Below are 12,526 nucleotides of genomic sequence, written 5' to 3' on the forward strand. Positions count from 1 at the left end.
GAGCTTTCGACTGTGGGGCATCGGTGCGGCGATGAATTCGTTACTCTCGAAGGTTGCGGTCGGCCTGCGGCTGCTTACCATCACCTTTGCCCTGGCGGCCGTTGCCGGCTGCTCGACCTTCGGCATTCGCCACCCGGTGCCTGCCGCCGCGGCCGAGACGGCGGCCCTCATTCCCACGCCCGTCATTCGCTACTGGGGCGACGAGTTGCCCAAGGCCAATAGCGAGATCTTCGCAGGCCTCGGCAAGACGGCCAATCCGAAATTCCTCGCGCTTTCGGGCGGCGGCATGAACGGCGCTTATGGCGCAGGCTTCCTCATCGGCTGGACCGCGCGCGGCGACCGGCCGAAATTCGATATCGTCACCGGCATCAGCATCGGCGCCGTCATCGCTCCAATGGCCTTCCTCGGACCGCGCTACGACAAGAGGCTGGAGACGGTCTTTGCCAATCTCGTGGACCAGCGCGCCAAGGGCCCGGGCGTCATCGCCGCCCTGCTCGGCGCCCCCGCGATCGCCGACAACACGCCTTTGCGTGCCGCCATTGCCCAGGTGATCGACCAGCAGGCACTCGACGAGATCGCAGCCGAGCACCGCGCCGGGCGGCGCCTGCTGATCGGTACCACGAACCTTGACGCCGAGCGCCCCGTCGTCTGGGACATCGGGGCGATCGCCAACAGTAATATCGCCAACCGGCTCGAACTGGTGCGGACCATCATCCTGGCCTCGGCCTCGGTGCCGGGAATCTTCACGCCCGTGCTGATCCGCGTGAACGTGGACGGCCGAGCCTATGACGAACTGCATGTGGATGGCGGCGTAACCCAGCAGGTAGTGCTGCTGCCGGGCGGCGTCTCTGCCGACCTGCCCAAGAGCCGCGGCACGCTCTACGTCATCTACAACGGCACCATCGAGCCACAACGCGATGCCATCCAGCAGGTGTCGAGCGTCTCCGTGCTCGAACGCGCGGTGCCCTCCCTGCTCAAGTATCGCGGGCGCGGCGACATCCTTGTGCTCGAGGCGGCGGCGCGGGCCCGGGGGCTCAAGTATCTCCTCACAGCGATCTCGGCCGATTTCCCGCAACCGGACTCGCTGTTCCTGGCCTCCCCGGCCTGGCTCAACGAATTGTTTGCCTTCGGATACAAAAACGGCCGCGCCGGCATCTGGCAGACCCACCCCTAGGCGCTTTCGGAACCAATTCTTAGCGGCTGGCCGATTAGCACGAACGCCTCAGGGGGCGTTCTCGAATGATCACATCCGCAAAGGCCGCGTTGCGCGCCGCACTCCTCGGCCTGGCTCTGGCCAGTACCGCCGGCTGCACCAGCATGGTCCGCGATCCCGTGCCGCTGGCGATGATCGACAAGGCGAGCTTCCAAAGCGCCACCCCGATCCGCTACTGGGGCGACCAGTTGCCCGCCGCCTATGCCAGCGCCTATCGCAGCAACAGCCATATCCTGAGCCTCTCGGGCGGCGGCCTCAACGGCGCCTACGGGGCGGGGTATCTCACCGGCTGGACGGCGCGGGGCACGCGCCCCAGCTTCGACCTCGTGACCGGCATCAGCGTGGGCGCCATGATCGCGCCACTGGCCTTCCTCGGTTCGCGCTATGACGGGCGCCTGCAGGCAATCCTCGCCAATGTGGGGTCGGAGTCGCTGGGCGGGCCGGGCCTGCTCGCCATGCTCTTCGGCGCGCCTGCGTTGGCGGACAACGCGGTGGTCAAGCGGATGATCGCCGAGATCATCGACGAAGAGACGCTCGCGGCGATTGCCAGCGAGCATCGCAAGGGCCGGCGGCTCCTCGTCGGCACCACCAATCTCGATGCGGAACGGCCGGTAGTCTGGGATATCGGCGCTATCGCCAACAGCACGCTGCCCAACCGGCTCGAGCTGGTCCGCCAGGTGATCCTGGCCTCCGCCGCCCTGCCCGGCTTCTTCCCGCCCGTGCTGATCGAGGTGACCATCGATGGCAAGCGTTACGACGAATTGCATGTCGATGGCGGCATCACCCAGCAATTCGTGATGCTGCCGGGTGACGGACAGGGGCGCGGCAGGTCAAAGAGCACGCTTTACGCCATCTACAACGGCACCACCCAGCCGACGCCGCAGATCGTCAAGGCCTCAGGCCTCTCGATCCTCGGACGCGCCGTGCCCACCCTGCTCAAATATCGCGACCGGGGCGACGTGCGAGAACTCGAAAACACCGCCCGCGCCAATGGCATTTCCTACCATCTGGCGGCCATTCCGGGGGGCTTCCCCGAGCCGCCGACGCGCAACGCGCAGCTGCAGGCCTGGCTCAACGCCCTTTACGCTCTCGGCTTCAAGAACGGCAGCGTCGGCAACTGGCAGAGCAGCCGCTAGGGCTCGTTGCCCTCGCCACGCTTCTTCTCGCGAAGGCGCGTGAAGTAGTCGAGGCGCTTGGCCAGGTCCCGCTCGAAGCCACGCTCGACGGGGTGGTAGAAATCCTGCCGCCCGATCTTCTCGGGGAAGTATTCCTGGCCCGAAAACGCCTCGGGCGTATCGTGGTCGTAGATGTAGCCGGCACCGTAGCCCTGCTTGCCCATAAGCTTGGTCGGCGCATTGAGGATCACCATGGGCGGCATGGGCGAGCCGGTGTCGCGAGCCACCTTCATGGCGCCCTTGAAGGCGGTGTAGACCGCATTCGACTTGGGCGCGAGCGCCAGGTAGACTACGACCTGGGCCAGCGCCAATTCGCCCTCGGGCGAACCGAGCATCTGGTAGGCATCCCGCGCCGCGATCGCCTGGGGCAACGCCTGGGGATCGGCAAGGCCGATATCCTCCACCGACATGCGGATCAGCCGGCGCGCCAGGAACAGCGGATCCTCCCCCGCCTCGAGCATGCGGGCGAAATAGTAGAGGGCCGCGTTGGGATCGGACCCCCGGATGGTCTTGTGCAGCGCCGAGATGAGGTTGTAGTGCCCATCCTGCGCCTTGTCGTAGATCGGGGCGCGGCGCTGGACGACCGTGAGCAGTGTCGCCTTGTCGAGCGTCTCGCCGGGGCGAGCCGAGGCCAGCACCTCCTCCACGAGCCCGAGAAGCGCCCGGCCATCGCCGTCGGCGAGCGTCAGCAGCATCGCCCGGGCGTCCTCGTCGAGCGGCAGCGCCGCGCCGGTGCGGGTCTCCGCGCGCTTGACCAGTGCCTCAAGATCCTCGAGCGACAAGGACTCGAACCGCAACACCTGGCTGCGCGAGAGCAAGGCCGCGTTGAGCTCGAAGGAGGGATTCTCGGTGGTGGCGCCCACGAGCACCACGGTGCCGTCTTCCATCACCGGCAGGAACCCATCCTGCTGGGCGCGGTTGAAGCGATGGATTTCGTCCACGAACAGCAGCGTCCGCCGCCCGGCCATCCGCTCGATCCGGGCCTTCTCAAAAGCCTTCTTGAGATCGGCCACGCCGGAAAACACCGCCGATATCTGCTCGAACTTGTAGCCGATCTGATCGGCAAGCAGGCGCGCCACCGTGGTCTTGCCGGTGCCCGGCGGCCCCCAGAGGATGAGCGAGCCGAGCCGCCCCGAGGCGATCATGCGCCGCAGAGTACCCTCAGGCCCCAACAGGTGCTGCTGGCCGATCACTTCATCGAGCGAGCGCGGCCGCAACTGGTCGGCGAGCGGCCGGTTGCCGCTCTCGTCGTCGGGCGGCTCGCCGCCGCCCGGTTCGGGTGAAAACAGATCGCCCATGTCTATCCGCTGACGAAGGACCGGAATACCTGCCCGCCGCGCTGCAGCACGATCTGCCAGGTATTGGCGCGCCCTGAAGCGATCGACTTGAACGTCTCGGCGTCCTTCATTTCCGTCCCGTTGAGGCTGATGATGATATCGCCCTGCTGCAATCCCATCTGGTCCGCGGGCGATCCTGCGGTGATGGCCGTAACCACCACGCCCTCGGCATTAAAGTCGAGCCCGAGCTCCTGCGCAACGGCGGGAGAGAGCGTCTCCACAGTCGTTCCGGCAAAGCGGGTGTTGCCCTGGATCGCCACGCTTTGTCCGGTCCCGCCCGGCGCAGCCTCGAGCGTCACGTCGATCTCCTGCTCCTTGCGATCGCGCCAGATGCCGATCTTGGCCGTTTCACCCACCGGCTTGGTGGCGATGCGGTAATCGAAATTGCTGGCCTGGTCGACCGTGGCGCCATCGACCGAGAGGATGACGTCCCCCGCCTTGAACCCGGCCTTCTCGGCCGTGCTGCCCTGGGCGATTTCGGTGATCAGCGCGCCGTGCGGGGGATCGAGCCCGATGCTGTCGGCGATGTCGGCAGTAACGTCCTGAGTCCGGGCGCCGAACCAGGGCCGCTCGATCTTGCCGCCCGAAATCCCGGCATTGGCCACGACCCGCGCCATGTTGGCGGGAATGGCGAAGCCGATGCCGACCGAACCGCCCGATTGGCTGAAGATGGCCGTGTTGATGCCCACCAGATTGCCGTGAAGATCGACCAGCGCGCCACCGGAATTGCCCGGGTTGATCGCCGCGTCGGTCTGGATGAAGAACTCGTAGTTGTTGCTCTCCACGCCCGTTCGCGCCAGGGCCGAGACGATGCCGCTGGTCACGGTCTGCCCCACCCCGAACGGGTTGCCGATGGCAAGGACGAGATCGCCGACCTGGAGCTTGTCGGAATCTGCGAACGGCAGCGGCTGGAACTTGCGTCCCTGCGCGTCCTTGACCTTGAGGACGGCGAGGTCGGTCTTCTGGTCGTCTAGCGCCACATCGACCGCATATTCCCGGCCGTCGGCAGTGGCGATGCGCACGTCGGTCGCTCCATGGACGACGTGGCTGTTGGTGAGGATCACCCCGGCATCGTTGACGATAACGCCCGAACCGAGCGACTTGGACTCGCGCGGACGCCCATCGAAGAACGGGCTGCTGTCGCCGAAAAACCGCTGGAAGAACGGATCGGTCGCGAAGGGCGAGCGTTGTCCGGGGGTAACCGTGGTCGCATAGACGTTAACCACCGAGGGCGAGACTGCCTTGACCACCGGCGCGAAACTGAGCTGCATTTGCTCCTGGCTTGCAGGAACCTGGCGGTCCGCGTGGGCGATCTGCACGGGCTCGGGAGCCGGCTGGACGGGTTGCGCCGGCATGGGCGGCTGGGCCGGAGCCTCGATGGCCGCTTCGATCGACGGCGGGTTGCGCCCCTGCTCCCAGGCCACACCGGCCGCTGCGGCCAGGACCGCGACGGCAACGAGGCCGGATGCATAGAGAACTGTTCGGTTGGTCATGAGGAGAACTCCGAAAACAGGAGGCTTTCTAGGTATTTGCGCCCTTTGGCTGCCTTGGGACAAGCGCCCCGAATTTGGCGCCATTAAGGTGTCACGAAACCCCTCTTGAAATGGCCGGAATTATCATTTGCGCTGGGGGGCAACTATCCCTATATGCAGCGCTTCTTTCACCCCTTAACAAAGGCCTTTGTCATGAACGACCAAGTGACTGCGCCGACCCTGGTTTATCCGAACACCTCGGCCCTGATTGCGGCCGAAGCGCCGGATTTTCCGAGCTTCCTGTTTTCCGAGCGCGAGCTGGTCAAGGCCAAGAAGGTCTTCAAGAAGGGCTTCAACGGGCTGCTGACCTACGCGGTCAAGTGTAACCCCTCCCCGCACATCATTCAGATTCTTCATCGCGAAGGTTTGAAGGCGTTCGACGTCGCCTCCAATACCGAGATGGAGCTGATCCGCGAGCATGCGCCGGGCGCGGTCATGCACTACAACAACCCGATCAAGAACCGTCGCGAGATCGAACGCGCCTATGACGAGTTCGGCATCCGCTCCTTTACCATCGATCACCCGTCCCAGCTCGACCAGCTGGCGGCCGTGGTCTCCCCGTCCAAGGACGTGGAAGTCACCACCCGCTTCAAGGCCGGCAAGGCGCTCAAGTCCTACGACTTCGGCACCAAGTTCGGCGTGATGGAACAGGGCGCCATCGAGATCGTGCAGATGGTCGAGCAGATGGGCTACACCCCCTCGCTCTGCTTCCACGTCGGCAGCCAATGCGAGGATGCCTACGCCTACGAGCGCCACATCGCGGCGGCCGCGAACATCACCAAGGAATCGGGCATCGAGCTCAAGCGCCTCAATATCGGTGGCGGCTACCCGGCCCCCTACCCGACCAGCGAAGCGCCGCCGATGGATTACTACTTCGAGACCATCGACCAGGCCGTCAAGGATCACTTCGCCGGCTCCAAGCCCGAATTGATCATCGAGCCGGGCCGTGCGCTCGTGACGAGCTCGACCTCGCTGCTCCTGCGCGTAAAGCACCAGCGCGGCGGCATCTCGGTCTACGTCAACGATGGCGCCTACGGGGCACTGATGGAAGTGAAGTTCATGCACTTCACCCCGCCGGTCCGCGTCTGGCGCGGTGCCCGCGTCCACGACAATGACGGCCAGTTCGAAGGCTTCACCGTCTGGGGCCCGACCTGCGACAGCTACGACGTGCTGCCGCAGACCTTCATGCTGCCCTCCGATATCGACGAGGACGACTGGATCGAATTCGGCCTGATGGGCGCCTATACCCAGGCCTCCCTCACCCCGTTCAACGGCTTCGACCGTCGCGACCAGTACTGGGTGGACGAGATCTATACGGGCAAGGACGACCAGTAACGCCCGCTTTCCAGCTTGACCAAGGGGCCGCTTCCGTTCTACGGGAGCGGCCCTTTTCTTTTCCGGTGAACCGCTATGAACGACCCGCTGCCCCTGGCCGCGCTTGGCCGCCGCATCTGCATTCTCGGGCCATCGAGCAACGGAAAGTCCACGCTTGCCACCGCGATCGGGCGCAAGCTCGATATCCCGGCCGTCCATCTCGACCTCTTCTTCCACCTGCCCAATACCGATTGGGTTCAGCGGCCCCGGGAGGAATTCCATGCCCTCCACGATGCCGCCATCGCGGGCGAAAGCTGGGTGATGGACGGCAACTACTCCTCGGCGATGCCCAAGCGCTTCGCGCGCGCCACCGGGGTCATCCTGGTGCGGGCACCGCGGCTGGCCAACCTCTGGCGCTACTTCAACCGCACGCTCTTCCAGACCAAGCGCTTCGGCGCGCTCGAGGGCAACAAGGACAGCGTGAAGTGGGAAATGATCCACTGGCTGCTGTTCGTCCAATCGCGCAACGTGGGCAAATACGACGCCATGCTCGCCGAGGCGGGTATGCCGGTGGTGCGCATGAACTCGATGACCGAGATCAACCGCTACTACGACACCTGGGGGCTTGAGCGCCCTTAGGCATGCCGAAACGCCGGCTCGGATCGCTCCGGTCGGTTGCGGGGTGGTTCATTGGCGGCTCGGGGCGAGGTTTGCCTCAAGTCTATGGATGCTAGCGATAATGCGAGGCATCGCCTCGCCCCTTGAGCGTTTGGGGTTTCTACAAGCCCGTCCACGCAAGTTGCCCGCGAGCGCACTCCGGGCCGGTCACGTCACACTTAGTCCGTAAGCCCAGGCGCCCCCGGACTTCCCCCAACTCCCAGATCCTGGCGGCAGGGCAAGATGCAGGCTGTCGACTTTCCTGCACCCAGTCCTGACGCCAGCCGCCGCAGCACCGCGTACCGTGCCTCGCCGTTGGCGGAGGGATGGGGAAAGTATGCGGGAGGGGTGGTGTGCGGGGATAAGTGTTTTGAGCTTTGTCGAGATTAGGATGGCACGCGCTCTCCCCGCCCACTCCTGGGGCTTCCCCGGCGCAGGCCGGAGTTCAGTTTCACAGCCTCGGGGTGGGGATAGATTTCCTGGTCCCCGGCCTTCGCCGGGGAAGAGGGATTGGGGACGGTGGTGGGATTTTTGGGATACGCGAGCGCGCTTGGGGCGGCGTATTAGCCAGCAGGTCTCCCTCCCCCCTGTGGGGAGGGAACAAGGGTGGGGGTAGCCTCACCCTCAGTGTTTCCGGCCCTCCCCCACCCTCGATCCCTCCCCACAAGGGGGAGGGAGGCGATGGGGCGCGACCGGGGGCACTCCCCCAAAACGAAAGCGGCCGCAGGAGTGTACCTGCGGCCGCTTCGTAACTTTGGGGAAAGACGCCCGCTTATGCGGCGGCGGCTTCCTCGATCTCTTCGCGCTCAGCGGTCGGACCCGAGTCCTGGCCCTTGGCGTTGACATCGCGGTCGACGAACTCGATCACGGCGACGGCAGCGTTATCGCCGTAGCGGAAGCCGGCCTTCAGGATGCGGGTGTAGCCACCCTGGCGGTCCTTGTAGCGGGCGCCGAGCACGTCAAAGAGCTTCTTGACCTGGCCTTCGTCGCGGATCTGGGCGATCGCCTGGCGGCGGGCGTGCAGGTCGCCGCGCTTGGCAAGGGTGATCAGCTTCTCGACGATCGGACGCAGTTCCTTGGCCTTGGGCAAGGTCGTCACGATCTGCTCATGCTTGATGAGCGCCGCGGACATATTGGCGAACATCGCCTTGCGATGGCTCGAGGTCCGGTTGAGTTTGCGGCCGGCATTACCGTGGCGCATTTGTAGTCTCCTTAAAAGCTTTCGAAGCCTTGCGCGAGATCAATAATGATCTTCGTAGCGCTTGGCGAGGTCGTCGATGTTTTCAGGCGGCCAGTTGGCCACGTCCATGCCCAGATGCAGACCCATCTGCGCCAGCACTTCCTTGATCTCGTTGAGCGACTTGCGCCCGAAATTGGGAGTGCGGAGCATTTCGGCCTCGGTCTTCTGGATGAGGTCGCCAATGTACACGATGTTGTCGTTCTTCAGGCAGTTCGCCGAACGCACGGAGAGCTCCAGCTCGTCCACCTTCTTGAGCAGAGCAGGATTGAAGGCGAGTTCCGGGACAGCGTCCTGGGCCTTTTCCTTGGTCGGCTCTTCGAAGTTGACGAAGACCGTGAGCTGGTCCTGGAGGATACGGGCGGCATAGGCCACCGCATCTTCCGGGGTCACCGCGCCGTTGGTCTCGACCTGAAGGGTCAGCTTATCATAGTCGAGCACCTGGCCCTCACGGGTGGCGTCGACCTTGTAGGAGACACGGCGCACCGGCGAGAACAGCGCATCGACAGGAATATAGCCGATGGGCGCGTCCTCGGGACGGTTACGGTCGGCAGGGACATAGCCCTTGCCGGTATTGACGGTGAACTCGATGTTGATCTCGGCGCCATCGTCGAGATGGCAGATCACGAGCTCGGGATTGAGAACCTCGATGTCGCCCGACACCTTGATGTCGCCGGCAACCACGGCACCCGGACCCTGCTTGGACAGGGTCAGGCGCTTCGGGCCCTCGGCATTCATCTTGATGGCGATTTCCTTGACGTTCAGGACGAGGTCGGTAATGTCCTCGCGCACGCCAGGGAGCGACGAGAATTCGTGCAGAATGCCGTCGATCTGGATCGCGGTGACAGCCGCGCCCTGCAGGGACGACAGCAGCACGCGACGCAGAGCGTTGCCCAGGGTGAGACCATAGCCGCGCTCAAGCGGTTCGGCCACGACCGAAGCCACGCGCGCGTTGTCGCTGCCCGAAACAATGTCCAGCTTGGTCGGCTTGATTAATTCCTGCCAGTTCCTCTGGATGGTCACGGTAACGTCCTTTCAAAAGTGCGGCCCTCGCCCGGCCGCTGTGCCGCAAATGCAATGTCGCTCCCGGCCTGAAGGTCGGGAGCCATAGCCCCAAAACGGGGTTAGACGCGACGACGCTTGCGCGGACGGCAGCCGTTGTGCGGGATCGAGGTGACGTCCCGGATGCTGGTGACATTGAAACCAGCGGCTTGCAGCGCGCGAAGGGCAGATTCACGGCCCGAGCCCGGACCGCGCACTTCGACCTCAAGGGTCTTCATGCCGTGTTCCTGAGCCTTCTTGGCGGCGTCTTCGGCGGCAACCTGGGCGGCATACGGGGTCGACTTACGCGAACCCTTGAAGCCCATCACGCCCGAAGACGACCAGGAGATGGTGTTCCCCTGCACGTCCGTGATCGTAATCATGGTGTTGTTGAAGGAGGCGTTCACATGTGCGACGCCGGACGTGATATTCTTGCGCTCCTTGCGACGGACGCGCGCGACTTCAGCTTTAGCCATTTAGTTCCTCTATTCGATATCATTGCCGCCGTAAGCAAGATTGCCCCAGCGGCTCCACCGAAGGACCGGGACGGTCCTTATTTCTTCTTGCCGGCGATCGGCTTGGCCGGACCCTTGCGGGTACGGGCATTGGTGTGGGTCCGCTGACCACGCACCGGCAGACCGCGGCGGTGACGCAGACCACGGTAGTTACCCAGGTCCATAAGCCGCTTGATGTTCATCGCGACATTACGACGGAGATCGCCTTCCACGACGTAGTCGCGGTCGATGGTCTCACGGATCTGGATCACTTCGGCGTCGGTCAGTTCATTGACGCGACGCTCGGCCGGAATACCGACCTTCTCGATGATCTCTTCGGCCTTCTTCGGGCCAATCCCGTGAATGTACTGAAGCGCGATGAGTACGCGCTTATTCGTCGGGATATTGACGCCAGCAATACGAGCCACGTCTGCTCTCCTTCAATCAACGCGGGATTTTACCCGCGCCGTTCAACAACAAGGGACCGGCTTTCGCTCCCCCAACCCAAACTGAGGAACCGAATCCAGTCCAATAATCCATGAGACTGGGCGGTTCTTTAAGGATTTGTCGCACCCGAGTCAACAGGCCGACATCATTCCATTCTCGCTAGTTCTCGACTGCCCGTCGAATCGCCTGCGTGACGTCCTCTACGGGAGCCATGCCATCGACCGTCTTGAGCAGTCCCTTGCCCCGGTAGAACTCCACCAGGGGCGCTGTCTGCTCGCGATAGACGTTCAGACGGTTACGCAACACTTCTTCGTTATCGTCCGCGCGGGTCACGCCCGTGGCGGCGGCGCTTTCGCGCGCCCGGTTGACGATCCGGGCAATGAGGACTTCCGGCTCGGCCTTGATCTCGACCACCGCGTTAAGATGCATGCCCTTCTCGGTCAGCATCCCTTCGAGGGCCTCGGCCTGCGGAATGGTCCGCGGGAAACCGTCGAGCACGAAACCGGGCTTGCAGTCTTCCGCGTCCAGGCGCTCCGAGACGATGCCGTTGACGATCTCGTCCGAGACCAGATCGCCACGATCCATCACTTCCTTGGCGGCCAGACCCAGGGGGGTCTTGTTGGCGATCGCCGAGCGAAGGATGTCGCCAGTCGAGAGCTGGGGGATGCCGTAAGTGTCCACAAGGACCTTTGCCTGCGTCCCCTTCCCCGCTCCCGGCGGGCCCAGAAGTATCAACCTCATCGACGCTTGCCCCCAAGCCGCGATTTCTTGACCAGCCCCTCATACTGCTGGGCGATGAGATGGCTCTGGATCTGAGAGATCGTATCCAGGGTCACCGTGACCATGATCAGGAGCGAAGTACCGCCGATGAACTGGCTCACATTGAGCTGGCTGTGAATGAGCTCGGGAATGAGCGCGATCACGGTCAGATAGAGAGCACCGATCACGGTAATGCGCGTGAGCACGTAGTCGATGTACTGAGCGGTCCTCTCGCCCGGACGGATGCCCGGAATGAACCCACCCGACCGCTTCAGGTTATCCGCGGTATCCTGCGGATTGAAGACGATGGCCGTGTAGAAGAACGAGAAGAAGATGATCAGCGCAGCGAACAGGATCAGGTAGAGCGGCTGTCCGCGACCAAGCAGGGCCGCCGTCACCTGGAGCCACTGCGGCGCATTACCCTGGGCGGCGAAGCCCGCGATCGTGGCCGGCAGCAGCAGCAGCGACGAGCCGAAGATCACCGGGATAACACCCGAGGTATTGAGCTTGAGCGGCAGGTGCGAGGTATCGCCCTGGAACATCTTGTTGCCCACCTGGCGCTTCGGATACTGGATCAGAAGTCGTCGCTGGGCGCGCTCGAAGAAGACGATGACGCCGATCACGACGATGGCGAGCACCAGAATCCCCAGACCCGCGAAGGTCGAGAGCGCGCCCTGGCGGGTCAGCTCGAGGGTCTGGACGATCGTCGTGGGCAGGTTCGCAACGATACCGGCGAAGATGATCAGCGAGATGCCGTTGCCGACGCCGCGCGAAGTGATCTGCTCGCCCAGCCACATCAGGAACATCGTGCCACCGACGAGGGTGATCACGGTCGAAATGCGGAAGAACCAGCCGGGGTTGAGAACCACGCCCTGGCTCGCTTCCAGGCCGACCGCGATGCCGTACGCTTGCACGGCGCAGAAGACCACGGCGAGGTAGCGCGTGTACTGGTTGATCTTGCGCCGTCCGCTCTCACCTTCCTTCTTGAGCGCCTCGAGGCGCGGAGAAGCGGTGGTGATCACCTGCACCACGATCGAGGCCGTGATGTAGGGAATGAGGTTCAGCGCAAAAATCGCCATGCGGTGCACAGCACCACCGGCGAAAAGATCGAGCATGCCGAAAATGCCCTGCTGAGAGCTCTGGAAGCTCTGAGCAAAGGCGGACGGATCGATACCGGGAACCGGAATATAGGTGCCCAGACGATAGACGAGCAGCGCGCCCAGTGTGAACCAGATGCGCTGCTGAAGGGCCTTCGCCTTGGCGAAGGTCGCGAAATTGAGATTTTTAGCCAGTTGCTCGGCTGCGGACGCCATAATCGCT

Annotated in this window: 12 protein-coding genes; 4 read left to right on the forward strand and 8 right to left on the reverse strand. The window is 63.8% G+C overall.

Annotated elements, in window-relative coordinates:
- Positions 1 to 31: 31 nt before the first annotated feature.
- Both FNA67_RS13185 and FNA67_RS13190 read left to right on the forward strand, forming a co-directional pair.
- Positions 32 to 1,174, forward strand: a complete 1,143-nt coding sequence (locus FNA67_RS13185) for a patatin-like phospholipase family protein (protein WP_147656338.1) — start codon at positions 32 to 34, stop codon at positions 1,172 to 1,174.
- Between the two features lie 65 nt (positions 1,175 to 1,239).
- Complete coding sequence (locus FNA67_RS13190; RefSeq protein WP_147656339.1) at positions 1,240 to 2,349, forward strand: patatin-like phospholipase family protein; 1,110 nt, start codon at positions 1,240 to 1,242, stop codon at positions 2,347 to 2,349.
- On the opposite strand, the gene FNA67_RS13195 is transcribed toward FNA67_RS13190, so the two are convergent.
- Positions 2,346 to 3,686, reverse strand: a complete 1,341-nt coding sequence (locus FNA67_RS13195; protein ID WP_049705606.1) for a replication-associated recombination protein A — start codon at positions 3,684 to 3,686, stop codon at positions 2,346 to 2,348. The genes FNA67_RS13190 and FNA67_RS13195 overlap by 4 nt on opposite strands.
- A gap of 2 nt (positions 3,687 to 3,688) precedes the next feature.
- The gene (locus FNA67_RS13200; protein ID WP_147658203.1) at positions 3,689 to 5,080 is read right to left on the reverse strand and encodes a DegQ family serine endoprotease; all 1,392 of its coding nucleotides are present in this window, start codon (positions 5,078 to 5,080) and stop codon (positions 3,689 to 3,691) included.
- A 330-nt stretch (positions 5,081 to 5,410) separates the two neighbouring features.
- Here FNA67_RS13200 and FNA67_RS13205 point away from each other — a divergent pair, with 330 nt between their 5' ends.
- Both FNA67_RS13205 and FNA67_RS13210 read left to right on the forward strand, forming a co-directional pair.
- The gene (locus FNA67_RS13205; RefSeq protein WP_049705607.1) at positions 5,411 to 6,592 is read left to right on the forward strand and encodes a type III PLP-dependent enzyme domain-containing protein; all 1,182 of its coding nucleotides are present in this window, start codon (positions 5,411 to 5,413) and stop codon (positions 6,590 to 6,592) included.
- A gap of 75 nt (positions 6,593 to 6,667) precedes the next feature.
- On the forward strand, positions 6,668 to 7,210 hold the full coding sequence (locus tag FNA67_RS13210; protein WP_244616351.1) for a P-loop NTPase family protein: 543 nt from the start codon (positions 6,668 to 6,670) through the stop codon (positions 7,208 to 7,210).
- 790 nt (positions 7,211 to 8,000) lie between these two features.
- On the opposite strand, the gene rplQ is transcribed toward FNA67_RS13210, so the two are convergent.
- The 6 genes from rplQ to secY all read right to left on the reverse strand — a co-directional run bounded on the left by rplQ (position 8,001) and on the right by secY (position 12,519).
- On the reverse strand, positions 8,001 to 8,429 hold the full coding sequence (gene rplQ, locus FNA67_RS13215; RefSeq protein WP_049705608.1) for a 50S ribosomal protein L17: 429 nt from the start codon (positions 8,427 to 8,429) through the stop codon (positions 8,001 to 8,003).
- Positions 8,430 to 8,468: 39 nt separating this feature from the next.
- A complete protein-coding gene (locus tag FNA67_RS13220) occupies positions 8,469 to 9,488 on the reverse strand; it encodes a DNA-directed RNA polymerase subunit alpha (RefSeq protein ID WP_049705609.1) in 1,020 nt (339 codons plus the stop codon).
- 101 nt (positions 9,489 to 9,589) lie between these two features.
- Positions 9,590 to 9,982, reverse strand: coding sequence for a 30S ribosomal protein S11 (rpsK, locus tag FNA67_RS13225; RefSeq protein WP_035038417.1), 393 nt, complete (start codon positions 9,980 to 9,982; stop codon positions 9,590 to 9,592).
- Positions 9,983 to 10,059: 77 nt separating this feature from the next.
- Positions 10,060 to 10,428: a 30S ribosomal protein S13 gene (gene rpsM / locus FNA67_RS13230; protein WP_049705610.1), complete on the reverse strand. Its 369-nt coding sequence runs from the start codon at positions 10,426 to 10,428 to the stop codon at positions 10,060 to 10,062.
- A gap of 178 nt (positions 10,429 to 10,606) precedes the next feature.
- Positions 10,607 to 11,188, reverse strand: coding sequence for an adenylate kinase (locus tag FNA67_RS13235; protein ID WP_049705611.1), 582 nt, complete (start codon positions 11,186 to 11,188; stop codon positions 10,607 to 10,609).
- Positions 11,185 to 12,519, reverse strand: a complete 1,335-nt coding sequence (gene secY / locus FNA67_RS13240) for a preprotein translocase subunit SecY (protein ID WP_049705612.1) — start codon at positions 12,517 to 12,519, stop codon at positions 11,185 to 11,187. Before secY ends, FNA67_RS13235 begins: the two co-directional genes overlap by 4 nt.
- Positions 12,520 to 12,526: the final 7 nt, after the last annotated feature.

The organism is Youhaiella tibetensis, from assembly GCF_008000755.1.
GTDB classification, from domain to species: domain Bacteria; phylum Pseudomonadota; class Alphaproteobacteria; order Rhizobiales; family Devosiaceae; genus Paradevosia; species Paradevosia tibetensis.